General features: G+C 61.8%; 23 protein-coding genes. 12 read left to right on the forward strand and 11 right to left on the reverse strand.

Features of this window, described 5'->3' with window-relative positions; all coding sequences use genetic code 11:
• The first annotated feature begins 132 nt into the window (after positions 1 to 132).
• Complete coding sequence (locus BXU06_RS12490; RefSeq protein WP_077300110.1) at positions 133 to 678, forward strand: cytochrome b/b6 domain-containing protein; 546 nt, start codon at positions 133 to 135, stop codon at positions 676 to 678.
• 179 nt (positions 679 to 857) lie between these two features.
• On the opposite strand, the gene BXU06_RS12495 is transcribed toward BXU06_RS12490, so the two are convergent.
• Complete coding sequence (locus tag BXU06_RS12495; protein ID WP_077300113.1) at positions 858 to 1619, reverse strand: 3',5'-cyclic-nucleotide phosphodiesterase; 762 nt, start codon at positions 1617 to 1619, stop codon at positions 858 to 860.
• A 276-nt stretch (positions 1620 to 1895) separates the two neighbouring features.
• Here BXU06_RS12495 and hpaA point away from each other — a divergent pair, with 276 nt between their 5' ends.
• The gene (gene hpaA / locus BXU06_RS12500; protein ID WP_077300116.1) at positions 1896 to 2816 is read left to right on the forward strand and encodes a 4-hydroxyphenylacetate catabolism regulatory protein HpaA; all 921 of its coding nucleotides are present in this window, start codon (positions 1896 to 1898) and stop codon (positions 2814 to 2816) included.
• 151 nt (positions 2817 to 2967) lie between these two features.
• Here the strand turns inward: hpaA and BXU06_RS12505 are convergent, their stop codons facing one another.
• Positions 2968 to 4092, reverse strand: coding sequence for a beta-ketoacyl-ACP synthase III (locus BXU06_RS12505; protein ID WP_077300119.1), 1125 nt, complete (start codon positions 4090 to 4092; stop codon positions 2968 to 2970).
• Between the two features lie 1016 nt (positions 4093 to 5108).
• On the opposite strand from BXU06_RS12505, the gene iscR reads away from it, so the two are divergent.
• From iscR to iscX, 8 genes are all read left to right on the forward strand, one after another.
• Positions 5109 to 5588, forward strand: a complete 480-nt coding sequence (gene iscR / locus BXU06_RS12510) for a Fe-S cluster assembly transcriptional regulator IscR (protein WP_077300122.1) — start codon at positions 5109 to 5111, stop codon at positions 5586 to 5588.
• Between the two features lie 29 nt (positions 5589 to 5617).
• Complete coding sequence (locus BXU06_RS12515; protein WP_077300125.1) at positions 5618 to 6841, forward strand: IscS subfamily cysteine desulfurase; 1224 nt, start codon at positions 5618 to 5620, stop codon at positions 6839 to 6841.
• A gap of 126 nt (positions 6842 to 6967) precedes the next feature.
• A complete protein-coding gene (iscU, locus tag BXU06_RS12520) occupies positions 6968 to 7351 on the forward strand; it encodes a Fe-S cluster assembly scaffold IscU (RefSeq protein WP_077300128.1) in 384 nt (127 codons plus the stop codon).
• A gap of 18 nt (positions 7352 to 7369) precedes the next feature.
• Entirely contained in the window at positions 7370 to 7693 is a 324-nt protein-coding gene (iscA, locus tag BXU06_RS12525) for an iron-sulfur cluster assembly protein IscA (protein ID WP_077300131.1), read from the forward strand.
• Between the two features lie 95 nt (positions 7694 to 7788).
• Positions 7789 to 8316, forward strand: coding sequence for a Fe-S protein assembly co-chaperone HscB (gene hscB, locus BXU06_RS12530; protein ID WP_077300134.1), 528 nt, complete (start codon positions 7789 to 7791; stop codon positions 8314 to 8316).
• Positions 8317 to 8378: 62 nt separating this feature from the next.
• Complete coding sequence (hscA, locus tag BXU06_RS12535; protein WP_077300137.1) at positions 8379 to 10238, forward strand: Fe-S protein assembly chaperone HscA; 1860 nt, start codon at positions 8379 to 8381, stop codon at positions 10236 to 10238.
• 60 nt (positions 10239 to 10298) lie between these two features.
• A complete protein-coding gene (gene fdx / locus BXU06_RS12540) occupies positions 10299 to 10637 on the forward strand; it encodes an ISC system 2Fe-2S type ferredoxin (RefSeq protein WP_077300140.1) in 339 nt (112 codons plus the stop codon).
• Complete coding sequence (iscX, locus tag BXU06_RS12545) at positions 10633 to 10833, forward strand: Fe-S cluster assembly protein IscX (RefSeq protein WP_216352602.1); 201 nt, start codon at positions 10633 to 10635, stop codon at positions 10831 to 10833. Before fdx ends, iscX begins: the two co-directional genes overlap by 5 nt.
• A gap of 27 nt (positions 10834 to 10860) precedes the next feature.
• Here the strand turns inward: iscX and BXU06_RS12550 are convergent, their stop codons facing one another.
• The 8 genes from BXU06_RS12550 to BXU06_RS12585 all read right to left on the reverse strand — a co-directional run bounded on the left by BXU06_RS12550 (position 10861) and on the right by BXU06_RS12585 (position 20869).
• Positions 10861 to 11742, reverse strand: a complete 882-nt coding sequence (locus BXU06_RS12550; protein ID WP_077300146.1) for a type II toxin-antitoxin system HipA family toxin — start codon at positions 11740 to 11742, stop codon at positions 10861 to 10863.
• A 120-nt stretch (positions 11743 to 11862) separates the two neighbouring features.
• Positions 11863 to 12213 (reverse strand): hypothetical protein, encoded by a 351-nt coding sequence (locus BXU06_RS12555; protein ID WP_077300149.1) that lies wholly within the window; start codon positions 12211 to 12213, stop codon positions 11863 to 11865.
• Between the two features lie 2 nt (positions 12214 to 12215).
• Positions 12216 to 12551: a helix-turn-helix domain-containing protein gene (locus tag BXU06_RS12560; RefSeq protein ID WP_077300152.1), complete on the reverse strand. Its 336-nt coding sequence runs from the start codon at positions 12549 to 12551 to the stop codon at positions 12216 to 12218.
• A 564-nt stretch (positions 12552 to 13115) separates the two neighbouring features.
• A complete protein-coding gene (locus BXU06_RS12565) occupies positions 13116 to 14792 on the reverse strand; it encodes a lactate permease LctP family transporter (protein ID WP_077300155.1) in 1677 nt (558 codons plus the stop codon).
• Between the two features lie 323 nt (positions 14793 to 15115).
• Positions 15116 to 17947, reverse strand: coding sequence for an FAD-binding and (Fe-S)-binding domain-containing protein (locus BXU06_RS12570; protein ID WP_077300158.1), 2832 nt, complete (start codon positions 17945 to 17947; stop codon positions 15116 to 15118).
• Positions 17948 to 17964: 17 nt separating this feature from the next.
• Positions 17965 to 19410 carry a LutB/LldF family L-lactate oxidation iron-sulfur protein gene (locus BXU06_RS12575; RefSeq protein ID WP_077300161.1) on the reverse strand — a complete coding sequence of 482 codons (1446 nt, stop codon included), beginning with the start codon at positions 19408 to 19410 and terminating at the stop codon, positions 17965 to 17967.
• Positions 19407 to 20108, reverse strand: a complete 702-nt coding sequence (locus tag BXU06_RS12580) for a lactate utilization protein (protein WP_077300164.1) — start codon at positions 20106 to 20108, stop codon at positions 19407 to 19409. The genes BXU06_RS12575 and BXU06_RS12580 overlap by 4 nt, the downstream gene beginning before the upstream one ends.
• A complete protein-coding gene (locus BXU06_RS12585; RefSeq protein ID WP_077300167.1) occupies positions 20105 to 20869 on the reverse strand; it encodes a (Fe-S)-binding protein in 765 nt (254 codons plus the stop codon). Before BXU06_RS12585 ends, BXU06_RS12580 begins: the two co-directional genes overlap by 4 nt.
• Before the next feature lie 309 nt (positions 20870 to 21178).
• Here BXU06_RS12585 and BXU06_RS12590 point away from each other — a divergent pair, with 309 nt between their 5' ends.
• Positions 21179 to 21961: a GntR family transcriptional regulator gene (locus BXU06_RS12590; protein WP_253189462.1), complete on the forward strand. Its 783-nt coding sequence runs from the start codon at positions 21179 to 21181 to the stop codon at positions 21959 to 21961.
• Positions 21962 to 22194: 233 nt separating this feature from the next.
• Here the strand turns inward: BXU06_RS12590 and BXU06_RS12595 are convergent, their stop codons facing one another.
• Positions 22195 to 23400 carry a benzoate/H(+) symporter BenE family transporter gene (locus tag BXU06_RS12595; RefSeq protein ID WP_216352471.1) on the reverse strand — a complete coding sequence of 402 codons (1206 nt, stop codon included), beginning with the start codon at positions 23398 to 23400 and terminating at the stop codon, positions 22195 to 22197.
• Positions 23401 to 23716: 316 nt separating this feature from the next.
• Between BXU06_RS12595 and BXU06_RS12600 the strand changes: the two genes are divergently transcribed.
• Entirely contained in the window at positions 23717 to 25204 is a 1488-nt protein-coding gene (locus tag BXU06_RS12600; protein ID WP_171982218.1) for a PLP-dependent aminotransferase family protein, read from the forward strand.
• Positions 25205 to 25245 lie beyond the last annotated feature (41 nt).

A 25245-nucleotide genomic window follows, 5' to 3' on the forward strand; every position in this document is an offset into this window, starting at 1 on the left:
CACCCCGCAGCCCTGGCGGTGCGCTGGCCGGTCTGCCGGATAACTGCCTTGTCGCCCACATGGACACCACCATGCGGGCGTTTTTTTCTGGCTGGCGCGGCAGTCCGCCCAGTCACGCCAAAGGAGCTGCAGATGTCTGCTTCCCTGCCTGCCACCCCGTCCGGACAACCGGTTAAAGTTTGGGATGGTTTTATCCGTCTGTTTCACTGGAGTATGGTCGCCATCGTGGCGCTGAACCTGTTCATTCTGGAAGAAGGCGATGTCGCCCACCGCTGGCTGGGCTATGTGGCGGCTGGCGGCGTGCTGGCGCGGCTGGTGTGGGGCTTTGTTGGCAGCCGCTATGCCCGGTTCAGCGACTGGTTTCCCACTCCGGCCCGTCTGCGCGCCCACCTCAGCGCCCTGCGCCGGGGCGAGCCGGAAACGCATCTGGGCCACAACCCGCTGGCCGGGTTGATGATTCTGACCCTGCTCAGCCTGCTGCTGGCGCTGGCGCTCAGCGGCTGGCTGATGGGCACTGACGCCTATTTTGGGGTGGAATGGGTGGAAGAGCTGCACGAAGGGCTGGCCAATGGCCTGCAGGGCCTGGTGGTGCTGCATGTGCTGGCGGCGGTGCTGATGGGGCGCAAACTGCGTCAGCCGCTGATCCAGGCCATGGTCACCGGCTACAAGAAGGGCTAAGAACACGTTCAAAGTCTGCGAGATTCGGGTGATCCTGCGTTGAAATGCCCCCAAAAATCCTCATTGACCGCGTGTCAACTGCGTTTTTTGGGGGCATTTCGCCTTGGCTGACCCGTCGTTCGCTAGACTTTGCACACGTTCTAAGGCAAAGCAAACGCCCGGTGCATTGCTGGCGTGCGCTACACCGCCAGCACCATGCCTGAGGTCAGCTGCTGCACATCACAGGGTGCCAGGGCGGCGATTTGCGCCAGCGTGCGTTCGGCATCGGTGGGTTTCAGGTGGCTGATCCACACCTGCGCTGCGCCAGGCAGGCGGGCGAGATCTTCGGCCAGCCGGCTGGGAGAATAGTGGCAGGCTTCCCGCGCCAGCGCGGCTTCTTCATCCGGGAAGGCGCATTCAATCAGCAGATGGCGCAGGTCTGGGCAATTTTCCAGCTGCTGCCAGAAATCCGCGTCGTGCAAGGTGTCGCCGCTGAACACCAGGCTGCCAGTCGGGCCTTGCAGCCGGTAGCCCACCGCTGGCACGGTATGTCGCGCTGGCAGCACTTCCAGCACGCCATCGTCCACCTCAAAGCGCTCGCCCACCGCCAATGGGCACCAGCAAAGACGGGGAGATTGCGGGCTGGGCAGCTGGGTGAAGTCTGGCCAGATCTGCCAGTTGAAAATATGCTCGCGCAGGCTGTGCAGGGTTTCGGGCAGCGCCCATACCTGCAGCGGGCGTGAGCGGGTGGCCCCCACCGAATCAATCAGCAAGGGCAGCAGGGCAATATGGTCCAGGTGCGCGTGGGTGAGGAACACCTGGTCAATCGCGGCCATTTCTGACAGCGACAAGCTGGCCAGGCCGGTGCCGGCGTCAATCAGCGCGTGCGCACCCAGCTTCAGGCAGGTGGTGTGCCGGGCGCCGCCAATGCCGCCATCGCAACCCAGGACGGTGAGTTTCATGCAGTAATCCCTCTAAACCTGTCGTCACACGCCGGTCTGGCGGTGTGGGGGCATGTGCCGTGGCGCAGGCGGAGCACGCCGGGGTGGGCCATCCCGTTTTTATCTGGCCCCGGCGCAAGCGCGCTGCGTCGGGGAGGATTGCCCGGCGGCATGACGCGGGCCAACGCCGCCGGGGCTATATTGTGCGGGCCGGGCCGACGCAGGGCAAGGGCGGGATTGACCCCAGGCCAGCGCTGCGGTATCCCTTGGGCTTCCCGTGCCGGACGCCTGCCTGCCATGTCCCATTTTTCTGCCACGCCCATCCCGGATATCTACATCAACCGCATTTACAATGAAGCGGACCCGGATTGCGACGTCCACTGCGAAACCTTTGGCCGGCTGGCCGATGTGCTGGGGCGCAACACTCCGGCACACCGGCATTCACGCTTTTACCAGCTGCACCTGCTCAGTCGGGGCAGTATTCGCCTGCAGCTGGACGATCAAGCCTACTACGGCCACGCCCCGCTGGTGTTTTTTACCCCGCCGGCCATCCCGCACGCGTTTTATTCCGACGAAGACACCGAAGGCCATGTGCTGACCGTGCGCCAGGACGTGGTGCGCAGCTGGTTTGCCGCCCTGCCCGGCCAGTGGCCGGACAGCCAGCTGCGCGACGCCAGCTTTGTGCTGCTGGGTGAGCTGGATCCGGCGCTGCACGGCGAAGTGCAGCGTCTGTTCACCCTGGCCGAGCTGCTGCATCAGGAATTCACCGGCAGCGACAAGGGACGCTCGGTGGCGGTGCGCTCGCTGGGCCAGTGCGTGTTCATCAGCCTGAACCGCCTGCTGGCCGCGCATGCCTGCACACTGCCGCTCAAACGCGAGCGCGGCGAGGATTTACGGATTTTCCTGAGTTTTTGTGATCTGATCGAAGCACACTTCCGCGAACACCTAACCCTGACCGTGTATGCCCGTCAGTTGGCGGTAACCGAAGCGCGACTGAATGAGGTGTGCCGGCGCATGGTCAATCAGGCCAGCAAGGAAGTGGTCCACGACCGCCTGTTGCAGGAAGCGCGGCGCATGCTGCGCTTTTCCACCACCCCGGTGGGAGAGCTGGGTTACCAGCTGGGATTTACCGACCCAGCGTATTTTTCCCGGTTTTTTGCCCGCCGCGCCGGGATGACGCCAAGCCAGTTTCGCGAACGCTATCAGAAAGGCGGCTAAAGGCCGCGAGCAAAAGCTCGGGGTGCCGCTGAACCACAAGACACGCCACGCAGACAGGACAAGGCCGTGCAGCAAGGCAGCGCAACCCAGGAAACCCAGGATCAGGGGACGTTGTGAGTGGCGCGCCAAGGGCTGCCTCACAGAAATGCGCTCAGCGCTTACGCAGCACCACGCTGCCCATCGAATACCCGGCACCAAACGAACACACCACGCCAATGGCCCCGCTGGGCAGGTCGGCCTGGTGCAAATGCAGGGCGATGATCGACCCGGCGGAACTGGTATTGGCGTAACGGTCCAGAATCACCGGCGCTTCGTCGGCGCTGGCGTCTCGCCCCAGCAAACGGCGGGTAATCAGCTGATTCATTCCCAGGTTGGCCTGATGCAGCCAGTAACGCTGCACATCGTTGGGGCGCAGTTGCAGGCTGTGCAGATGGCCGGCGATATGCTCGGCCACCATTGGACAGACCTCCTTAAACACCTTACGCCCCTGCTGGACAAACAGCTTGTCAGTCTGGCCAATGCCGGATGGGTCGGCGCGGTTGAGAAAACCAAAGTTGTTGCGGATATTGTTGGAAAACACCGTGGCCAACCGGGTGCCCAGCACGTCGAAGCCCAGCCCTGGCCGGACGCTGTCGGCGCGCTCCAGCACCACAGCAGTGCAGGCGTCGCCAAAGATGAAATGGCTGTCCCGGTCACGGAAGTTCAAATGCCCGGAGGTGATTTCCGGGTTGACCATCAGCACAGCCCTGGCTGAACCATTGCGCAGCGCATCCACCGCCGTCTGAATGCCAAAGGTGGCCGACGAGCAGGCCACATTCATATCAAAGGCAAAGCCCTGGATCCCCAGCGCCTGCTGCACTTCGATCGACACCGCCGGGTAGGGGCGCTGCATATTGGAGCAGGCCACCAGCACCATATCCACCTCGGCAGCGCTGCGCCCGGCAGCGGCCAGCGCATCGCGGGCCGCGGCTATGGCGATTTCGGCTTGCAGCGACAGGCTGTCGTTGCCACGCTCGGGCAGGTTCGGGCACAGGCGTGCGGGGTCGAGAATGCCGTCGCGGTCCATCACATGACGGCTGTGAATGCCCGAAGCCTTGACGATGAACTCCGCCGAAGAGGGCTCGCGGGCCGGGCGCAAACCAGCGGCAATGTCGGCGGCGTGGGCGCGGTTGTCGGCATCCACCCAGGCGTTGAAGGCATCAACCAGTTCCTGGTTGCTGATACTGGCTGGCGGGGTGTAGAGGCCGGTGCCACTGATGACAATGTCGGAGGGCATGGTGCAGGAATCCTTGCGGGAGGGTGGCGGGCAATCGTTTGTTTGAATGATACCGCAAGGGGACAAGCACAGCCAGATGACTGTAACAAGGCAATGCCATGAATAAATATTGATCAGTTGCACGGCAAACCTCGCCCTTCAGGGCGAGGAAGGATAGCGCGGACAACCTAGTAGCCAGTCACGTTGAAACACGATGGCTCACGTTCCACGACGAACCACTCGCCGCGCCCCACCGCGTCATTCCCGCGCAGGCGGGAATCCAGGCGTGTCCACAGCGTACAGCGGGGTGAGCGCTCATCAGCGCTACCTGCGCCATGCCCACCGCGCACGCTGTGGCGCGGTCTGGGTTCCCGCCTTCGCGGGAACGACACCTGAGGTGACACTCATGCCGAAAGCGCTCTAATCGCCTGTCAGTCGATTCAGATCATGGTGACTGGCTACTAGCCGTCCTTGCCTTGCCGTGTTACGTCTGTGGCTGCTCACTGTATTGTTGACTGCGCTGCGCGCAGGGTTGATTGAGGCGAGAGTGCGTCTGAACTGTGGTCGGCGGCGGGGGAAGCCCCGCGCGCCCTTCTTTCTTTGCTTCGCCAAAGAAAGAAGGCAAAGAAAGGCGACCCGACTTCCGCGCCCAGCCTACGGCTGGGTGCCCTGCGCTTCTCAACCCTCAGGGCCGGCCCGGGAACTCGCGTCGGCTACGCCGCCGCTCAAACAACCGTGCCGGACGTCCCCCTGAGGGTCTGCGATGCTCGGCGCTGCACACGGGAAAATAAGGCGGTTAAGCGCCTCGGCAAGCACATATCGCTTGCCTTCACACCGCCCCGGCACCGCCTCATGACAGCAGACTTTCTGGCGCAAAACGCCACACGCCATTCTTGACCAATTTACTCGGATATTATACGCTACAGTCTGTCAGGAGCCGAACATCAGGCCAGGCTGCGCGCCGGTGCTCCGCTTCGCCAAGGTGCATTTTTCTTACCCTTATTTGCGGCCTGTTGCCGACCCAGGAGACTTTTGCCATGCGACTCACGACCAAAGGGCGCTTTGCTGTCACCGCCATGCTCGATCTGGCCATGCGTGACGTAAATGGTCCGGTGACGCTGGCCGGCATCAGCGAGCGCCAGGGGATTTCCCTGTCTTATCTCGAACAGCTGTTTGGCAAGCTGCGCCGCGCCGAACTGGTGGAAAGCGTACGTGGGCCGGGTGGCGGTTACTGTCTGGCGCGGCTGGTGGAAGACATCACCGTGGCCGACATCATCATTGCGGTAGACGAACCGCTGGATGCCACCCAGTGCGGCGGGCATGAAAACTGCCACGACAATCACCGCTGCATGACCCACGATCTGTGGACCGACCTGAACAAAACCATTTTTGCCTACCTTGCCAACGTCTCGCTGGCGAGCCTGGTGGTGAAACAGCGCGCCAAGGAAACCGCCGTGATGCAGGACCGCCGCCGTGTCGCCGCGCCTGCCCAGGATGGTGCCGCCCCCGCCTTGTAAGCCACCGTTGCGCTGGAGATTTCGCTCACATGACTGCATCCACTCAAAACTACCCGATTTATCTGGATTACTCGGCCACCACGCCGGTTGACCCACGCGTGGCCCAGGCGATGATTCCCTGGCTGACCGAACACTTTGGCAACCCCGCCAGCCGCAGCCATGCCTACGGCTGGGAAGCGGAAGAAGCGGTGGAAAACGCCCGCGCCGAAGTGGCCAAACTGGTGAACTGCGACCCGAAAGAAATCGTCTGGACCTCGGGTGCCACCGAATCCAACAACCTGGCGATTAAGGGCGCTGCCCAGTTCTACAAGACCAAGGGCAAGCACCTGATCACGGTCAAGACCGAACACAAGGCGGTGCTCGATCCCTGTCGCGAGCTGGAGCGCCAGGGCTTTGAAGTCACCTATCTGGTGCCGCAGGACAATGGCCTGCTGGATCTGGACGCTTTTCGTGCTGCCATCCGCCCGGACACCATCCTGGCCTCGGTGATGTTTGTGAACAACGAAATCGGCGTGATTCAGGACATCGCCGCGCTGGGCGAGATCTGTCGCGAACGCGGGGTAATCTTCCACGTCGATTCGGCCCAGGCCACCGGCAAGGTCGAGATTGACCTGGCCAGCCTGAAAGTGGACCTGATGAGCTTCTCGGCGCACAAGACCTACGGCCCGAAAGGCATTGGCGCGCTGTACGTGCGCCGCAAGCCGCGCATTCGCCTGGAAGCGCAAATCCACGGCGGTGGTCATGAGCGCGGCATGCGCTCCGGCACACTGGCCACCCACCAGATTGTCGGCATGGGCGAAGCCTTCCGCCTGGCCCGTGAAGAAATGGCCAGCGAAAATGTCCGCATCGGCGCACTGCGCGACCGCCTGTGGGCCGGCCTGTCCGACATCGAAGAAGTGTATCTGAACGGCGACCTCACCCATCGGGTGCCGCACAACCTGAATGTCAGCTTCAATTTTGTCGAAGGCGAAAGCCTGATCATGGCGATCAAGGAGCTGGCGGTGTCGTCCGGCTCGGCCTGCACCTCGGCCTCGCTGGAACCTTCTTACGTGCTGCGCGCACTGGGCCGCAACGACGAACTGGCGCACAGCTCGATCCGCTTCAGCATTGGCCGCTTCACCACCGAAGCCGATATCGAGTTTGCCATCCACCTGCTCAAGGCCAAGATTGGCAAGCTGCGCGAACTGTCGCCGCTGTGGGACATGTTCAAGGAAGGCGTTGATCTGAACACCGTGCAATGGGCTGCCCACTAGGCAGCGCCCCCGACGCCCTGCCCTGTTGCCGCCATCTGGCACCATCGGTTGGCCACAGGGCAGGGGCGCGGCGCGGCATTTTGTCCGCGCAACTGACGCGCCGATACAGAAACAAGGAGAATTCTCATGGCATATAGCGAACAAGTCCTCGACCATTACGAAAACCCGCGCAATGTGGGCGTATTTGACAAGGGCGATGACTCGGTTGGCACCGGCATGGTGGGTGCCCCGGCCTGTGGCGACGTGATGAAGCTGCAGATCAAGGTGAACGAAGCCGGGGTGATCGAAGACGCCAAGTTCAAGACCTACGGCTGTGGCTCGGCAATTGCTTCGTCGTCTCTGGTCACCGAATGGGTGAAGGGCAAGACCCTGGACCAGGCGCTGGCCATCAAGAACACCGACATTGCCGAAGAACTGGCGCTGCCGCCAGTCAAGATTCACTGCTCGATTCTGGCCGAAGACGCCATCAAGGCAGCGGTGTCCGACTACAAGGCCAAACACGGCCACTAACCTTTTATTGGGGGCATCATGGGCATTACCCTGTCTGAACGCGCAGCCGAGCATGTGCAAGGCTTTTTGCAAAAACGCGGCAAAGGGGTCGGCCTGCGCCTGGGGGTGAAAACCTCCGGTTGTTCGGGCATGGCCTACAAGCTGGAATTTGTTGACGAAGTGGACGGCGAGGATCTCAGCTTTGAATCGCACGGCGTGACACTATTCACCGACGCCAAGAGCCTGGCCTATATCGACGGCACCGAGCTGGATTTCGTCAAGGAAGGCCTGAACGAAGGCTTCAAGTTCAACAACCCCAACGTCAAGAACGAATGCGGCTGCGGCGAGAGCTTTAACGTGTAACGCCCCGGCGGCCCGGCCTGGCTTTCACCGCCGGGCCGCGCTGCTTTAACGGGCACGCTCTGGCCTGCCCGCCCCCTTTGCGGAACCCCTTGCGCATGAACTTCAACCAGGATTTTTTTGCCCTGTTCAACCTGCCCCGGCGCTTTGCGCTGGACCGTAGCGCACTGGACACCGCCTACCGCCAGATTCAGGGCGAGGTTCACCCCGACCGCTTTGCCGCCCGCCCCGACGCCGAGCGCCGGCTGGCGCTGCAATGGGCTACCCAGGTGAACAAAGCCTACCAGACCCTGCGCCAGCCGCTGGCCCGCGCCCGCTACCTGCTCAGCCTGTCCGGGGTGGACACCGCCGAAGACAGCAACACCGCCATGCCCACCGAATTTCTGATGCTGCAGATGGAATGGCGCGAAGCAATCATGGACGCACGCGCCGCGCAGGATGCCGGCGCGCTGGAAACCCTGGCCGCCGAGGTGCGCAGCGACGCGCAAACCCTGGAAGCCGAACTGGCCCAGGCGCTGGATCAGGCCGCCGACTTCGACAGCGCCGCCGGCCTGGTGAGAAAATTGCGCTTTCTGGACAAACTCGAAGCCGATATCGGCGACGCCCTGGAAGCCTTACTTTTTTAATGTGAACCGCTGCATGCCCGGCCCCGGCCAGGTGGGCGCGGCCTCAGACAGTGGATACGCTCATGGCCCTGCTGCAAATTGCCGAACCCGGCCTCTCCTCTGCCCCGCACCAGCATCGCCTGGCCGTCGGCATCGACCTGGGCACCACCAACTCGCTGGTGGCCACCGTGCGCAACGGTGCCGCCGTGGTGCTGCCCGACGAACACGGCCACACCCTGTTGCCCTCCGTCGTGCGCTACCACGACAGCGGCGACTGTGTGGTGGGCCACGCCGCCCGCGCCCGGCAAAGCGAAGATCCGCACAACACCATTGTGTCGGTCAAACGCTTCATGGGCCGTGGCCTGGCCGACCTGGATAACCCAGCCGCCATGCCTTACCAGTTTGTCGATGCGCCAGGCATGGTGCAACTGGTCACCCGCGCCGGGGTGAAAAGCCCGGTGGAAATCTCTGCCGACATCCTGCGTGCGCTCAAGGCCCGCGCCGAAGCCAGCCTGGGCGGCGAACTGGTGGGCGCGGTGATCACCGTGCCGGCCTACTTTGACGACGCCCAGCGCCAGGCCACCAAAGACGCCGCCCGGCTGGCCGGGCTGAACGTGCTGCGCCTGCTCAACGAACCCACCGCCGCCGCCATCGCCTATGGCCTGGACAACGCCAGCGAAGGCGTTTACGTGGTCTACGACCTGGGTGGCGGCACCTTTGACGTGTCCATCCTGCGCCTGTCACGCGGGGTGTTTGAAGTGCTCGCCACCAGCGGCGACTCGGCGCTGGGCGGCGATGACTTCGACCACCGCATCTACTGTTGGGTACTGGAACAGGCCGGCCTGTCGCAGCTGCCCGCCGCCGACACCCGTCTGCTGCTCACCCACGCCCGCGCCGCCAAGGAACACCTGACCGACGCGCTGGACACCGTGATTCAGGCCACCTTGTCCGACGGCAATCTGGTGCAGCTCACCCTCACCCTGGACACCTTCAACCAGATCACCCGTACCCTGGTGGACAAAACCCTGCTGCCGGTACGCAAGGCGCTGCGCGACGCCCGGCTGGGCGTGGACGACATCCAGGGCGTGGTGATGGTGGGCGGTGCCACGCGCATGCCGCATATCCGCAAAGCCGTGGGCGAGTTTTTCCGCCAGCCGCCGCTGACCAACCTCGACCCTGACCAGGTGGTGGCGCTGGGCGCCGCCATGCAGGCCAATGTGCTGGCCGGCAACAAGGGCGACGACGACTGGCTGCTGCTGGACGTGATCCCGCTGTCGCTGGGGCTGGAAACCATGGGCGGGCTAGTGGAAAAAATCATCCCGCGCAACAGCACCATCCCCACCGCGCGCGCGCAGGAATTCACCACCTTCAAGGACGGCCAGACCGCCATGGCGCTGCATGTGCTGCAAGGCGAGCGCGAACTGGTCAGCGACTGTCGCAGCCTGGCGCGCTTTGAGCTGCGTGGCATTCCGCCCATGGTGGCCGGCGCGGCGCGCATCCGCGTCACCTTTCAGGTAGACGCCGACGGCCTGCTGGCAGTCAGCGCCCGCGAACAAAGCAGCGGCGTGGAAGCGCGCATTGAGGTGAAACCCTCGTATGGCCTGACCGACGATGAAGTCAGCCGCATGCTCACTGAATCGATTGCCCATGTGCAGCACGACATTACCGCGCGCAAGCTGGCCGAAGCCCGGGTTGACGCCGAAGGCCTGCTGGCCGCCATCGACGTGGCGCTGGCCAGCGACGGCGACCTGCTTGACGCCAGCGAACGCCAGACCGTCGATCAGGCCATCGTTGCCACCCGCGCCGCGCTGGGCGCAGACAAAACCGTCGTCATCAACCAGGCCATGGCCGCGCTGAACACCGCCACCGCCGAACTGGCCGCCCGGCGCATGGACCGCAATATCCGCCGGGCGCTGACCGGCCAGAAAATCAGCGAGCTATAAGCCCCATATCCTCCCAGCGGCGGACGTGCCCCCGCCGCTGGCTTAGCCCAAGGACTGCCCATGCCAAAAATCATTGTATTGCCCCACGCCGACCTGTGCCCGGATGGTGCCCTGTTTGACGCCGACCCCAGCCTGAGCATCTGCGAAAACCTGCTGCGCCACCATGTGGATATCGAGCACGCCTGTGAAATGTCCTGTGCCTGCACCACCTGCCATGTGGTCATCCGCGAAGGCTTTGAATCGCTGGAGCCATCCGACGAACTGGAAGACGACCTGCTGGACAAGGCCTGGGGCCTGGAAGCCAGCTCGCGCCTGTCGTGCCAGGCCATGGTGGCCGACGCCGACCTGGTGGTGGAAATCCCCAGATACACCATCAATCACGCCAAGGAGAGCCATTAAGATGAAATGGACCGATAGCCTGGACATCGCCATCGCCCTGTGCGACACCCACCCGGATGTAGACCCGAAAACCGTGCGCTTTACCGACCTGATGGCATGGGTGATGGCTCTGCCGGAATTCAACGACGACCCGAAGCATTGCGGCGAGCGGATTCTGGAGGCGATTCAGCAGGCGTGGATGGACGAGGTGGAGTAACCTCACCTGCTGGTGTCACGGCGTCTTTTACTGATGGATGATCTGCTGCTGACGCGTCAGGCACGCCTCAAGGTGCTTGAGTGCGGGCGCTTCTACCCCCATGGATTCAAACAGGGGGTGCCAGTGCCCGACGCCCTGTAGCACCTCAGAGATAATCTGATCCGCTGCCGGTGTTGAGAGGCCAAAATGCCCCGCCTGGCTGCGCGCCAGCGCCAAACTGGGCGTCATCTGTTCTTCCACGATAGCCATGCTCATATAGCCCAGATTGGTGAGCTGTGGCACCAGATCGTAAGCGGGAGACAGCACATATAGATTATTGCCCGCATGCAAAACACCATGGTTCTTAACATGGTCATCGCTGTTATCGATCGCCATATTGAACACCATGCGACGGAACAGCTGGCTCAGATCGACAGCGACATTGGCACCGTATTTGCGCAGATGCTGGGCAAGCTTGACGTAACTGCCGGCATTGCTGTCATAAGGGCTGTTGGTGAAGGCCGCAGCAGACAAGAAGTGAATGCGTCCGCCGCTGTCTACCTTGCCTGGCCGATCAAAGCGGCGCAGTAGCAGGGTGTGGATTTTTCCCAGCCGCACCAGCTCGAAATCTGGTGTCTGAATACCGCACAGTCTGGCCAAAGCCAAGGTGCAGGCTTCAATCAGTTGCACATCCAGTTCATCGTCTTTGGCGGGAAACTTGGCAATCCACAGCGCGCCATCGCGCACAATAGAGGCCTTGGGGCGCGCGCCGCCCAGGCTTCCGCCATTATTGAGCAATCGCCGCAGGCTCGGCGGAACATCCATGTCGAATTCAAGCGCGTGGGCGGCTTGGGCCAATTCTTCAAGACTGAATGATTCTATCGCCAGGTCGAGGCTGGGGAGATCGGCGCGCTGTTCAGTAAACACCATGGAGCCCACGCGATCTGCGTTGGTTTGCAGCAGAACGTCTATATCGCTGAGTGTTTGCCATCCGTTGCGTGCTTGTATGACTAAAAGAGTCGTTCACAAAACTCAGCGAAGCGATCCTGGCTAGGCGTGTGACCGCAGACAGTACGAGTAGTACGGCAAGGTCACACAACAACGCCAGGAGAGGTTTGTTAGCGACGCTAAACGGCCCCAGGCATCGGGCAGCGCATTTTGCAGAGTCAGATGCAATGCGCCGCCATCGCGGGTGCGGGTGCGCGGCATGGCAAACACTTCAGGGCTCAATGGCAAATAAGCCGGATTAAGCGCAATAGGATGCGCGCAAGACAAATATTGGCGACCATAAGCCAGCGTGCCTTCTTCAAAGCCATTGTGTTGCTCAAACTTGATCAGGGCGACGGCATCTGCAGTTTGCTGGCCTGGCACCAACAGACCCGCATACATTTCTCGAATCATCCTTAGAAATCCAGTTCCTGGTGTGCGATGGCCGTTCCAATGCCTGTGCCCCGTTTGGCTCTTCTGCCATCAGCCAAAGAAGCCGGCACTGGCGCTACTGCATGGAGTGACTCCAGTTGACTGAGCAGCCAGAGCGCGGTGGCGAAGTTGCCCAGGCTGGCGCTTGGTTTGCCGGCCTCCAGATCGCGGTAGGTATTAATTGAGCAGAGCATTTTTTCGGACATCTGCGCGATGGTGAGCTGGCGATCAATTCGACAAGCGCGCAGGCGCTTGCCTAACTGCACGAGTGCCTGGGTGACTTCTGGCGTCAGTGTGGTGGCGAGGTTCTTCTTGGTCATTGTCAATATATCAATACTTAACGGCTTTAATAGTCATTATATTGAATGTTTTTGCTTGGGCAAGCAAGCAGGGCTGACACTATGCAGCGGGCTAGTAGCCAGTCACCATGATCTGAATCGACTGACAGGCGATTAGAGCGCTTTCGGCATGAGTGTCACCTCAGGTGTCGTTCCCGCGAAGGCGGGAACCCAGACCGCGCCACAGCGTGCGCGGTGGGCATGGCGCAGGTAGCGCTGATGAGCGCTCACCCCGCTGTACGCTGTGGACACGCCTGGATTCCCGCCTGCGCGGGAATGACGCGGTGGGGCGCGGCGAGTGGTTCGTCGTGGAACGTGAGCCATCGTGTTTCAACGTGACTGGCTACTAGGCGTGTGGCCGAAGACAGTTCGACGACCTGATGCAATGGACGCTGGTGCTCACCCGGCGCACTGCGGCGATCGCATTCAAAAAAAACCGCCCAGGGCCGGGGAGCCGTGGGCGGGTCAAGACACGAGCCGGCGTTGCACCGGCAGCGGAAACACACTGCTCAGCCCTGGCGGCGCAGGCCGCCGGGGCAAAAGGGGTTACTGTGGAATCATCCCGGTCAGGTAGTAGGCCTGGATATAGGTGATGATGCCGACCATGGTGGCAAACATCAGGCTGTGCTTGACGGTGAAGCGGAACAGGTCGGATTCCTTGCCCACCAGGCCCACGGCGGCGCAGGCCACGGCGATGGACTGCGGCGAGATCATCTTGCCGGTGACGCCGCCGGTGGTGTTGGCCGCCACCAGCAGGGTATCGGACACGCCAATCTGGTGCGCGGTGGTGGCTTGCAACGAGCAGAACAGCGCATTGGACGAGGTGTCGGAACCGGTCAGGAACACGCCCAGCCAGCCCAGGAACGGTGAGAAGAACGGGAACAGCGCACCCGTACCGGCCAGCACCAGCGCCAGAGTGGACGACAGGCCGGAGTAGTTGGCCACAAAGGCAAACGCCAGCACCATGCCAATCGAGTAGATCGGGCGCTTCAGCTCCAGCACAACTTCAGCAAAGGTACGGGCAGCTTCAGCCGGCTTCATGCGCAGCAGGGCAATGGAAATCAGCGCCGAGATCAGGATGGCGGTGCCAGTGGCCGACAGGATGTCCAGCTTGTAGATGGCTTCGTACGGCTTGGCGCTGGCCACAATCGGCGCGGCTTTGATCACCAGGTTATGCAGATGCGGCACTTCCCACTTGAACACCAGGCCAGCCAGCGGGCCGCCTTTGTCGAACAGCATCTTGAACGGCTTCAGGCTCCACACCGTCACCATGGCGGTCAGGATGATGAACGGGCTCCAGGCCTTGAACACCTGGCCACCGGTAAAGCCCAGCGCGCTGCCGGATTTGCCGCTACGTGCCACGCACACGCCCTTGGTGCTGCCGTCGTTGGCAAAGCGGAAGTTTTCTTTCGGGTGCCACACCTTCAGGAACAGGGTCAGGCAGATCAGGCTGACCAGCGCCGAGGTGATGTCCGGCAGTTCCGGGCCGACATAGCTGGCGGTAAAGAACTGGGTCACGGCAAACGACAGGCCAGCCACCAGAATCGCCGGCCAGGTCTGACGGATGCCACGGAAACCGTCCATCATGAACACCAGCCAGAACGGCACGATCACCGACAGCAGCGGCAGCTGATGGCCAGCCATCTTGCCAATCAGGAACGGGTCGATCCCGGTCACCTTGCCGGCCACCAGAATGGGAATGCCCATCGCGCCAAACGCCACCGGGGCGGTGTTGGCAATCAGGCACAGGCCAGCGGCGTACAGCGGGTTAAAGCCCAGGCCGACCAGCAGCGCGGCGGTGATGGCCACCGGGGCACCAAAGCCAGCTGCGCCTTCCAGGAAAGCGCCGAAGGAAAAGCCCACCAGCAGCATTTGCAGGCGTTGGTCTTCGGTGATCGACAAGACCGAGGCGCGGATAATGTCAAACTGGCCGGTTTTCACCGTGACCTTGTACAGGAACACTGAGCAGACAATGATCCAGGCAATTGGCCACAGACCATACAAAAAGCCATAGCCCGCAGCGGCAAACGCCATGTCCACCGGCATTTGGTACACCAGCACGGCAATCGCCAGGGCGATGGCCACGGTGATGGTGCCGGCCACATGGCCTTTCATGCGCAGCACAGCCAGCGCGATAAAGAAAAAGATGATAGGCAGCGAGGCCACCAGTGCCGACAGGCCCAGGCTGCCCAGCGGCGCATAAACTTGCGTCCAGGTTTCCATGAAACAATACTCCTCCGCGCAGCCCTGAAAAGGGTTGCGACACGATCAATTAGGGGTGTCCGGCCAGGTAGGCCGGGGGAGCGCACCAAAGCGTCCTCGTGTGCTGCCGGGGTGACCGGTCAGCACGCGGGCCTGGGCAATAGCGTCAGGGTGCTGACGCCGGGCCATCAGGCACCTGGCGAGGGGCGCTAGCGCAGCAAGGCAGTGGGCAGGGGCATGATGTTCTCCTCAGCGGGTTATTCGGGCCGGTTTCGCCACGCGCTTGGCCAAGCACGTGTGCTCGGGCCTGCCCCGAAGGGCGGCCCTGGTCAATGACCGGTCTATCAGGGGGGCAACACAGCCTGGTTTGACGCGGTACAGGCGTCGAGCAAGGCTTCGATACTCTGGTAATCCACGCCGGTATGCGTGGTCAGGCCAATCTGGCAGGTGCGGCTCATCGACACGCCGTGCGTGCAGCCCGCCGGCAATTGCAGGCGCTGCAGGCTGTTGGCGTTCAGTTCCGGGGTGGTAAAGCCCTTGTCGCCGGCAAAGCCGCAGCAGGCGATGTCTGGCACGCTCAGCTGTTTGGTGCAGCGGCGCGCCAGCGCAGTGAGCTTGCCGCCCACGCCCAGCTTGCTGGCGCTGCACGGCACATGCAGGGCCAACTGCGCCAATTGCTGGGTAAAAGTCAGCCGTGGGGCGATGAATTCACTCAAAAAGCTGGCGGCGTCGTATAGCTTGAGCCGGGCGTCCACCCGGCCTTCGCGCTGGGCGGTGATCAGCCGCTCGGCGCAGGGGCCGTTGTCGATGTACACCGGGATGCGGCCATTGTCGCTGGCGGCCAGTAGCGCCAGTGCGGTCTGGCTGCTGGCCAGCTCGGCGGCATCCGTGGCGTTTTTTGAGTCAAACGGCTGGCCGCAGCACAGTGCGTCCAGATTGTCCGGGTAGCGGGCGGCAAAGCCGGCCTTGGCAAACAGGCTCAAGGTGTGTTCCGCCACGCTGGCCACGCCGTCGCGGCCTTCGGCCAGGGTGCGGTTGACGCAGCTGACGAAGTACACCACCGGCTCGCCCTGTGCCAGCGGCGTGGGCAGGCGACGCGCCGGGCCAGGCGCGCCCAGCGGCACGATGGGAATGGATTTAAAGGTGTGGTGCAGGCCACGGTTCAGCGATTGCACCGCCGGCTTGCCCAGCAGCTTTTGTGCGCTGGCGCGCACGCCCAGGCCCAGCCGCGCGCCGGCGGTAAGCAGGCGCATATGGCCGGCAGCCCAGCGCGCCGCATCCGGGCGCGGACTGGCACCCTTGAGCTGCTTCATCAGCGTGCCGGTGTTGATGCCCACCGGGCAGCGGGTGGCGCACATGCCGGTGGCGGCGCAGGTGTCGATGCCCAGATAGCGATACTGGCGCTGATGATTGGCCAGCTCGGCAGAGGCGTCGCCGCTGCGTTGCAGGTGGTTGATGCGCCGCCACAGCACAATGCGCTGGCGCGGGGTCAGGCTCAGGCCGTTGGACGGGCAGGCTGGCTCGCAAAAGCCGCACTCGATGCAGCGGTCCACCAGCGGATCCGCCGCCGGCATGGCCTTGAGGTTTTCCAGGTGCAGTTGGTCGTTGTCGGTGATGATCACGTCCGGGTTGAGCACACCGTGCGGATCGAACAGCGTTTTGATGTCGCGCATGATGGCGTAGGCGTCGCTGCCCCATTCCAGCTCGACAAACGGGGCCACATTGCGGCCCGTGCCGTGCTCGGCCTTGAGCGAGCCGCCAAACTCCACCGCCACCAGCTCGCTGACGGCTTCCATGAAATCGTTGTAGCGTTTCACCTCGGCGCTGGTGTCAAAGCTCGGGGTGAACACAAAGTGCAGATTGCCTTCCAGCGCGTGGCCAAAAATCAGCGCCTCGCGGTACTGGTATTGGTCAAACAGCGCAGTCAGCCGGCGCACGCCTTCGGCCAGTGCCTCCACCGGGAAGGCCACGTCCTCAATCACCACCGTGGTGCCCACCGGGCGCACCGCGCCCACCGCCGGGAACAGGCCCTTGCGCACCGCCCAGTAGGTTTCACACACCTGGCTGTCGGTGGAGAAACCACTATTGGCCGCCGGGGCAAAACCGGCCACGCAGGCGTCGATCACCGCCATTTGTTCGGCCAGCGCTTCGGCGCTGGGCGCGCGGGTTTCAATCAGTAGCGCCGCCGCAGACGGGCCGATGTCGCCATACAGAAAATCCGGCAGGCCGGCTTTGTTTTGCACGGCGCGGATGCCCCGGCTGTCGATCAGCTCCACCGCTTCCACCGGTGCGTCGGCCTTCAGCGCGGTCACCGCGCGGCAGCACGGGTCGAGCTGGTCAAACAGCACCAGGCAAGAGGCCTTGTGCGGGTAATCCGGCACGGTGTCGAAGGTGATGCTGCTGATAAAACCCAGCGTGCCTTCCGAGCCGATCATCACATGGCTGAGCATGTCCACCGGGTCGGTGAAGTCCAGCAGGGCGTTGATGCCGTAGCCGGTGGTGTTTTTCAGCCGGTATTTGTGGCGGATTTTTTCCGCCAGCGCCGGGTTGCCATGAATACGCGCCGCCAGCGCCGACAGGCCATCCAGCAGGGGGGCGTGGCTGGCGCGAAACGCCGTGACGCTGGCAGCGTCGGCAGTGTCCAGCACCGTGCCGTCGGCCAGCATCACCCGCAGCGCCGACAGCGTGTGGTAGCTGTTTTGCGCAGTGCCGCAGCACATGCCCGAGGAATTATTGGCTGCCATGCCGCCAATGCGCGCGGTGGCAATCGAGGCTGGATCCGGGCCGATCTTGCGGCCCAGCGGGGCCAGGGTGTTATTGGCGTGCTGGCCAATCACCCCCGGTTGCAGGCGGATGCGTGCGCCGTCGTCCAGCACGTCCTGGCCGGTCCAGCCAGTGCCCAGGGTGACCAGCACCGAATCGGTCACCGCCTGACCCGACAAGCTGGTGCCGGCGGCGCGGAAGGTCACCGCCACGCGGTGCTGGTGGGCCAGCGCCAGCAGGGCGGCAATTTCGCTTTCGCTATTCACCTGGGCAACGATCTTGGGCACCAGCCGGTAAAAGCTGGCGTCGGTACCATAGGCCAGGGTGCGGGTGGGGTCGGTGATCAGCCGCGCCGGGTCGATATGCGCCGCCAGCGCAGCATGAAACGCCTGATAGTGGGCAGGTAAATTCATTTCACAGCGCTCCTGGCTCAGCGACGCGACTGGCGCTCGCGCACCAGCTCATGCAGGGATTTCGGTGCCGGGGTCAGCGGCGTGCGGTGTTCGGTCCAGCCCAGTTGTCGGCGTGGGGTCAACCCACGCAGGCGGGTGGCCAGCCAGCTGAAGGCGCGATACAGCGTCGGGCGGCTGTACAGCGTGCGCCACAGCGCCCATACCCGAGCCTGTTGTGGCGTATACGCCGCGCCCTGACCGGCCAGCGGATGCGGCACTTTTTCTTCAGGGTCACGCGCGGCTTCTTCGCGCAGGCGCATCAGCATTTCCGGGATGGGAATACGCACCGGGCACACCTCACCGCAGGCCCCGCACAAACTGGAAGCCGTGGGCAAATCCTGGGTATCGCTCAGGCCAAGCATGTGTGGCGAGATGATCTTGCCAATCGGGCCGGGGTAGACCGTGCCGTAGGCGTGGCCGCCGATGCGGCTGTACACCGGGCAGTGGTTCATGCACGCGCCGCAGCGGATGCATTGCAGCGTTTTGCGCAGCTGTTCGTCGGCGTAAGCTTGCGAGCGGCCATTGTCCAGCAGCACCAGATGCACCTCGCGCGGGCCGTCTAGCTCACCCGGCTGGCGCGGGCGCGAGATCATATTGAAATAGGTGGTGATAGCCTGGCCGGTGGCCGAGCGCGGCAGGATGGAATACAGCGGCACCACGTCGCTGAGTTTTTCCACCACTTTTTCAATGCCGGTGATGGCGATGTGCATATCCGGCACGGTGGTGCACATGCGACCATTGCCTTCGTTTTCCACCAGACACAGCGTGCCGGTTTCCGCCACGGCAAAGTTCACCCCGGAAATCCCCACATCGGCCTTCAGATACATGCCGCGCAGCGCATTGCGGCCCAGCTGGATAAGCGCGTCCACGTCCTCGGTGTACGGTGCCGCAGGAATATTGTCGTGAAACAGCTTGGCGATCTGCGCCTTGGTCTTGTGAATCGCCGGCATGATGATATGGCTGGGCTTTTCGCCAGCCAGCTGGACGATGTACTCGCCCATATCGCTTTCCACCGCCTGCACGCCGTGCGCTTCCAGGTAGTGGTTGAGCTCGGTTTCCTCGCTGACCATCGACTTGCCCTTGACTGCCAGCGTGCCCTGGCGGGCGGCAATCAGGCCATGGATGATGGCGTTGGCTTCTTCTGGGGTTTCTGCCCAGTGTACCTGCACGCCATTGGCGGTCAGCCGGGTTTCCAGGGTTTCCAGCAGTTGCGGCAGCTTGGCCAGGCAGCGCTGGCGCACGGTTTCGCCCAGGGTGCGCAGCGCTTCCAGCTCGTCATGGTCGGGAAACTGCGCGGCGCGCTTGGCCATCAGGAAGTCCATCGCGCCGCGAAAGCTCTGGCGCAGATGCGGGTTATTCACCGCGTCGTGACTATTGGCCTTGAAGCCGCGCGCCGGGTGTACGGTAATCGGATGGGTGCTCATTGCGCGGCCTCCAGTTCGGCAAGGTCGATGTCGTCAGGCGTCACCACCAGCACAATCAGCTCGCGCGGGCCGTGCGCGCCGTAGGCCAGTGTTTGCTGGATGTCGGCGGTTTTGGACGGCCCGGAAATCAGCAGGCTGTTGGTCGGCAAGCCGTTGGCCCAGCCTTCCTGGCTGATGGCCTGGTAAAAGTTTTCGTACAGGCGGCTGGCATCAAACAGGGCGATATGCACCGGCGGCACCAGGCTCATGGCGCGTGGCTCGTGCGCATCCGGCCAGACAATCAGCGTGCCGGTTTCGGCAATGCCGGCGCGGGTGGTGGTAAAGGCGGCGTCCACCTCGTTGAACAGCTCGGCTTTCCAGTCGTCGATGGGCCGGTCGTAGGCTTTCAGTTGCGGCGGCGTGGCCAGACCCTGCAAGGCCTGGGCGGCGCGTGCGCCATGCACGGTGTTCGGTGCCAGCAGCACATGCTGCCAGCCGGCCTGGGCAGCACGCTGGGCCAGCGCCTGCGGCCAGCTGTCGGCGCGGGTAAAAATCAGCTCGGTGTGCACCGCGCGCATCATCAGGCTGAAGTGCTGCAGGCGCGCCAGCAGCGGGGTATGCAGGGTGTGCCGGGCGTAATAGCCCGCCACGTCCGGCTCTACCGGGGTTTGAACGGGCGCAGCACGCAGCTTGCCCAGAATGCGGTCGCGCGCGCTCATGCCTTGCCTCCGGTGCGTTCCAGCAGAAAAGTGGCCAGATGCTTGCCGCGAAACGCCTTGCCATCGTGGGCCAGCTTGCCGTTGATATTCATCAGACAGCCGCCATCGGCGGTGACAAATTCCACCGCACCGCTGTTTTGCAGCGCGGTGCTCTTGTCGCTGACCATCGCCCCGGAAATATCCGGGTGGCGCAGCGAGAACACCCCGCCAAAGCCACAGCATTCCGATTCGTGGTCGTGTACCACCCGCTCCACCTGGGACAACTGGTCTACCAGCGCCCAGCCGTGCACATGGGTGTTCATCTCGCGCCGGGCCGAGCATGACGTATGCACCGCCACCTTGGCGGGCGCGCCCTGGTCGCGCAGTTCAATCTGCAGCACATTCAGCAGAAAATCGGCAAATTCCACCACCCGGCTGGCCACTTCACTGGCCTGCGCGGCATCGGCTTCGCCAGCAAACAGGGTAGGCCAATGGTGTTTCATCATGCCGCCACAGGAGCCAGATGGCACCACAATCGGCCACGGCTGATCAAACAGCCCCAGCTGCGCCCGCGCCACCGTGCGCGCTTCACCCGACTGGCCGCTGGTGAACGCCGGCTGGCCACAGCAGCTTTGCCCCTGCGGAAAATGCACCCGCACCCCTTCGCGCTCCAGCAGGGCGATGGCGTCCAGCCCGGCTTCAGGCAGGAACAGGTCAAGCAGGCAGGTGCCAAAAAAATACACGTCGCGGGGACGTGATGCGGCAGCGGTGGACGGGGGCATGGCTGTCTCTCCGTGGTTAATTGGTATGACCAATATTTTTTGTGTTCAGTGAATGTAAAATCAATGACTTCTGCTGTCAATCGCCACTAACTTAAGCACTTTTCTAACTAAGCGGATCGGGGTATCATTGGTAAGACCAATGTTTTCCATTGCGCGCACCTCGTGCGCGAGCTTGAGCATTTTTGGTGAAATTCACTGCGCGTTCGAACAAAAACGAAAAAAACACTGTTCGATTTGGCAATTTCCCCCCGTGTTGCGCAACATCGAAAATTTGCCCGACCCCAACCCGTTTTAGAGGAAGAGGCTGCCATGGCCGCACATAAAATGCCCGTTCAGCGCGTTAACGTGCCCAAACTTTCCGACGCCATCATGCACCAGCTGGAGAGCATGATCCTGGAAGGCTCGCTCAAACCCGGCGACCGTCTGCCACCGGAACGTCAGCTGGCCGAACAACTGGGCGTGTCGCGCCCCTCGCTGCGCGAAGCCATTCAGCGTCTGGCCGCGCGCGGCATGCTGCTCAGCCGCCAGGGGGGCGGCACCTATGTCACTGACCAGCTGGAAGCGGCATTTTCCGACCCCTGGCAGCAACTGCTGATGGAACACCCCAACCTGCACCGCGATGTGCTGGAATTTCGCCGCACGCTGGAAGGTGCCGTGGCCGAATGCGCCGCGCGGCGCGCCACCGAGCCCGACCGCGAACGGCTGGCCATGCTGATGGATGAACTGGAAGCCGCCTACGCCGGCAACGACTTGCTGGCGCTGTCGCGCATGGACGTGACCTTTCACCAGGCCATTGCCGACGCCGCGCACAATGTGCTGTTCGCTCATTTGTCGTCCAGCCTGCTGGCCATGCTGAAAACCCATGTGCGCGACAATATCGCCAACCTGTTTGACGTTGCCCCGGTGTCTGGCCAGTTGCTGGCCCAGCACCGCGCCATCTGGCAGGCCATCCACGAACGCAACCCGCAGGCCGCCCGCGCTGCCGCCGAGGCTCATATTGATTTTGTAGACCAAACGCTGAATGTGATCCGGGTGGAACACGAACGGGAAGAACGCGCCATGCGCCGGGCGCAGGCGGTGGAGAAGGGGTAAGACCTATTTCATCCGGCTGATTCAGAACATCACGGCAAGCGAGCTTCTCGGCGATGGAACACCCTTCACCCCCCGAAGCTCGCTTGCCCATCGCGCCTGAGTACGCCTGGCGGTGTGGTGTGGCGGTAAGCAATGCTGAACGACTTTTCGAAGATTTTGCGTGATTTGGCGCTGATGTCAAAATATGCGCCATTTTGGCAAACTGGCCTCACCAGCAAGCAAAATAGCGCCAATCAATCTGGCTGAGTGTCAGCACGGCGTACAGTCATTTTTCCAAACAGTAGGCGATCGGCCAGTACACCGAATACCAGGCCCCAGCAAGCCGCACCGATCCCAAAAAATGAAATACCTGAGGCTGTCACTAAAAAGGTGATTAAGGCAGGCTCGCGCTGGCTTTCATTAGCCAATGCCACGCCCAAGCCATTGGCCAGGGCGCTAAACAGCGCCAGTCCAGCAATGGACGCAATCAAGACCCCTGGCAGGGAAGCAAACACGCTTGCCATGGTGGCACCAAAAGACCCCACCAACAGATAGAGTAACGCACATGACACGCCTGCCACATAGCGGCGCGCCAAAAGCGGATGGGATTCTGCGCCCGTGCAAATCGCGGCAGTGATGGCCGCAAGGTTGATGCCATGCGCACCAAATGGTGCCAGCAACACGGAAGCCAGCCCGGTGACGGTCACCAGAGGATTGACAGGCACGTCATATCCAGCGGTACGCAATACCGCAATTCCAGGGGCGTTTTGTGATGCCATGGTCACAAAACAGAGCGGAATGCCCAGGCCAATAATGGCAGAGAGCGAGAAGCTGGGTGTGGTCCACTGCGGCTCAGCCAATGTGGCAGAAACGCCCTGAAAATCCAGTAGGTTCAGAAAAAAAGCACACAATACGCCGGTGATCAATGCCGCCATGATGGCGTAGCGTGCGCCTGTTCGTCGCGCCACCAGGTAAACCAGCAAAATAGGGAGCACCAAAGCAGGTCCTTGCGCCAATGAAGAAAATACCCCCACACCAAAACGAAACAGCACCCCGGCCAGCATGGCCGCCACCACGGCGACAGGCAACCGAGCCATCAGCCGTGAAAATAACCCGGTGACACCTAACAGGGTAATCAGCAGTGCAGAAAACACATATGCGCCAATTGCATCAGAATACCGATACTGTGCCAGGCTGGTGACCAGCAAAGCAGCACCAGGGGTAGACCATGCGGTAATAACAGGGGTTCGATAACGTAAGCTGAGCCATAAGCCACTGACGCCACTCCCGATGGAAATGGCCCACAGCCAAGAAGATAATTGCTCAGGCGTCAACTGCCCACTTTTTGCTGCTTGAAATACAATCACTAAAGGGCCGGCATAAGATACCATCACCGCAACCAGCCCTGTCACAACAGCAGAAACAGAACAATCTTGCAAAAAAACTTTCAGCGCGCGCATGGATAGGGTCATAGATACACCAAGATAATTCGACAATCACCAACCATAATGGATAAAATAAAAATGCGCCGTATCCCAGCGCATCTACTAAGGAACGCGCTGATTTATTCAGAAAAATCGTGTTTACCAAAAGCAAAACCCAGCAAAATCAACACCCTGGATTCCCGCCTTCGCGGGAATGACGATTTTTTCAGCGTATCCCTAAGAAAAAACACGTACACACCAAGCCTGCTGCCAGGCCACGGCGAGAGGGCATAGTATTCAATTCACCATAAAAAGATAAATACACAGACAGGACCGATTTATGCGATACAGAATGAAACCGGCAAAAACCCCCAGCCTACCGCCTCAGTCATCCAGCGCTTTCCGATACCAAGAAATAGCCAGCCGGCTGTGCGCGCAGATCACTGCCGGCGTATACCAGGCCGACAGCCGGCTGCCCTCGGCACGCACACTGATGGCGCAGGAACAAGTCAGCCTCACCACCGCAGTGCGTGCTTTGCGTTTACTTGAGCAGGATGGCCACGCTTATGCACGTCATCGCAGCGGCTACTTTGTGCGTGGCCACTCACCGGAAACCCGATGGAATGCACCTGTCAGCCCCCCGGAAGAAACCTTGTTTGACGGTGTGCCCGTGACCGTGAATGACTTGGTGGTGGACATGCTGGGACAGTCTGCGGTAGCCGATATCCTGCCGTTAAGCTCGGCGGTGCTTGCAGATCAATTGATTCCACAAAGCCAGCTTGGGCGGGTTCTGGCGACAGTTGCCAGGCGTAGCGCAGCACGCAGCGCAGCGCATGCCTCTGCGCCAGGTTTGTTTGAATTGCGCTGTGGGATTGCTCGCATCATGAATGCCCGAGGGGTGCTGTGCGGGCCAGACGACATCATCATTACCGCCGGAGATGGTGCGGCAATTGAATGCGCGTTACGCCTGGTAGCCAAACCCGGCGACAGCATCTTGATTGAAAGCCCTACCTATTTTGGCTTGTTGCAAGCCATTGAAATGGCAGGCATGAAGGCGGTAGAAATCACCACACATCCTCAAACCGGCATCGATATTCCGCAATTGCAATGTGCCATCCACGCCAACCGCAATATTGCCTGTGTGGTGCTCAACCCCACCTTGCACAATCCGCTTGGCTACACCATGGCGTGTTCACAGCGCAAGAAAGTGGTTGATTGGCTGGCGATGGCGCGCATCCCCCTGATTGAAGACGATGTTTTTCATGACCTGTACGCGGGAGATGAGCCTGTATTCGCCATGAAAAGCTACGATCAGCAGGGAATGGTGTTGTACTGCTCGTCCTTTTCCAAGGTGCTGTCTCCTGGCTATCGTGTTGGCTGGTGCGTGCCTGGCCGCTTTCATCGCCAAATGATGAATGACTTTCTGGGCCGTAATCTGTCCATCAGCAGTTTGCCCCAGCAAGTCATTGCTGAATTTCTGCGTAAAAACTACTACACACCACATACCGCCAAACTACGCATGCTGTTTGCCGCCCAGGGACACAAGCTGGTTTCATCCATCGAAAAACACTTTCCGGCCCACACCCATATCAGCAAGCCTGACGGCGGCTTCATTTACTGGATCCAGCTGGCCAAGCCAATCGACATGTCGCAGTTCTATGCCGCCTCGCTGTCTGCCGGGATATCCATCGCACCGGGTTCGATTTTTCACGCATCAGGGCAATGCAACACCGCTTTTAGGATTTGCCTGGGACAACCCTGGAGCCCAGCGATTGACCGTGCCATTGCCATGCTTGGCACACTCTGCACACGCCTCAGCGCCCAACAACATTACCCATGATCACCTGGTCCGTCAGGATATTGTGCTCACAATCAACCATC

The sequence above is a fragment of the Aquaspirillum sp. LM1 genome (genome assembly GCF_002002905.1).
GTDB lineage: Bacteria > Pseudomonadota > Gammaproteobacteria > Burkholderiales > Aquaspirillaceae > Rivihabitans.

Bases quoted from the DNA above. Each gene is read 5' to 3' on its own strand.
- BXU06_RS12600 (WP_171982218.1), top strand. From the start codon at position 23,717: ATGAAACCGGCAAAAACCCCCAGCCTACCGCCTCAGTCATCCAGCGCT.
- iscA (WP_077300131.1), top strand. From the start codon at position 7,370: ATGGGCATTACCCTGTCTGAACGCGCAGCCGAGCATGTGCAAGGCTTT.
- BXU06_RS12575 (WP_077300161.1), bottom strand. From the start codon at position 19,410: ATGAGCACCCATCCGATTACCGTACACCCGGCGCGCGGCTTCAAGGCC.
- BXU06_RS12505 (WP_077300119.1), bottom strand. From the start codon at position 4,092: ATGCCCTCCGACATTGTCATCAGTGGCACCGGCCTCTACACCCCGCCA.
- BXU06_RS12580 (WP_077300164.1), bottom strand. From the start codon at position 20,108: ATGAGCGCGCGCGACCGCATTCTGGGCAAGCTGCGTGCTGCGCCCGTT.
- hscB (WP_077300134.1), top strand. From the start codon at position 7,789: ATGAACTTCAACCAGGATTTTTTTGCCCTGTTCAACCTGCCCCGGCGC.
- fdx (WP_077300140.1), top strand. From the start codon at position 10,299: ATGCCAAAAATCATTGTATTGCCCCACGCCGACCTGTGCCCGGATGGT.
- BXU06_RS12550 (WP_077300146.1), bottom strand. From the start codon at position 11,742: ATGGTGTTTACTGAACAGCGCGCCGATCTCCCCAGCCTCGACCTGGCG.
- hpaA (WP_077300116.1), top strand. From the start codon at position 1,896: ATGTCCCATTTTTCTGCCACGCCCATCCCGGATATCTACATCAACCGC.
- BXU06_RS12595 (WP_216352471.1), bottom strand. From the start codon at position 23,400: ATGCGCGCGCTGAAAGTTTTTTTGCAAGATTGTTCTGTTTCTGCTGTT.
- iscU (WP_077300128.1), top strand. From the start codon at position 6,968: ATGGCATATAGCGAACAAGTCCTCGACCATTACGAAAACCCGCGCAAT.
- BXU06_RS12515 (WP_077300125.1), top strand. From the start codon at position 5,618: ATGACTGCATCCACTCAAAACTACCCGATTTATCTGGATTACTCGGCC.
- BXU06_RS12585 (WP_077300167.1), bottom strand. From the start codon at position 20,869: ATGCCCCCGTCCACCGCTGCCGCATCACGTCCCCGCGACGTGTATTTT.
- BXU06_RS12490 (WP_077300110.1), top strand. From the start codon at position 133: ATGTCTGCTTCCCTGCCTGCCACCCCGTCCGGACAACCGGTTAAAGTT.
- BXU06_RS12560 (WP_077300152.1), bottom strand. From the start codon at position 12,551: ATGACCAAGAAGAACCTCGCCACCACACTGACGCCAGAAGTCACCCAG.
- BXU06_RS12565 (WP_077300155.1), bottom strand. From the start codon at position 14,792: ATGGAAACCTGGACGCAAGTTTATGCGCCGCTGGGCAGCCTGGGCCTG.
- hscA (WP_077300137.1), top strand. From the start codon at position 8,379: ATGGCCCTGCTGCAAATTGCCGAACCCGGCCTCTCCTCTGCCCCGCAC.
- BXU06_RS12590 (WP_253189462.1), top strand. From the start codon at position 21,179: ATGGCCGCACATAAAATGCCCGTTCAGCGCGTTAACGTGCCCAAACTT.
- iscR (WP_077300122.1), top strand. From the start codon at position 5,109: ATGCGACTCACGACCAAAGGGCGCTTTGCTGTCACCGCCATGCTCGAT.
- BXU06_RS12570 (WP_077300158.1), bottom strand. From the start codon at position 17,947: ATGAATTTACCTGCCCACTATCAGGCGTTTCATGCTGCGCTGGCGGCG.
- BXU06_RS12555 (WP_077300149.1), bottom strand. From the start codon at position 12,213: ATGATTCGAGAAATGTATGCGGGTCTGTTGGTGCCAGGCCAGCAAACT.
- BXU06_RS12495 (WP_077300113.1), bottom strand. From the start codon at position 1,619: ATGAAACTCACCGTCCTGGGTTGCGATGGCGGCATTGGCGGCGCCCGG.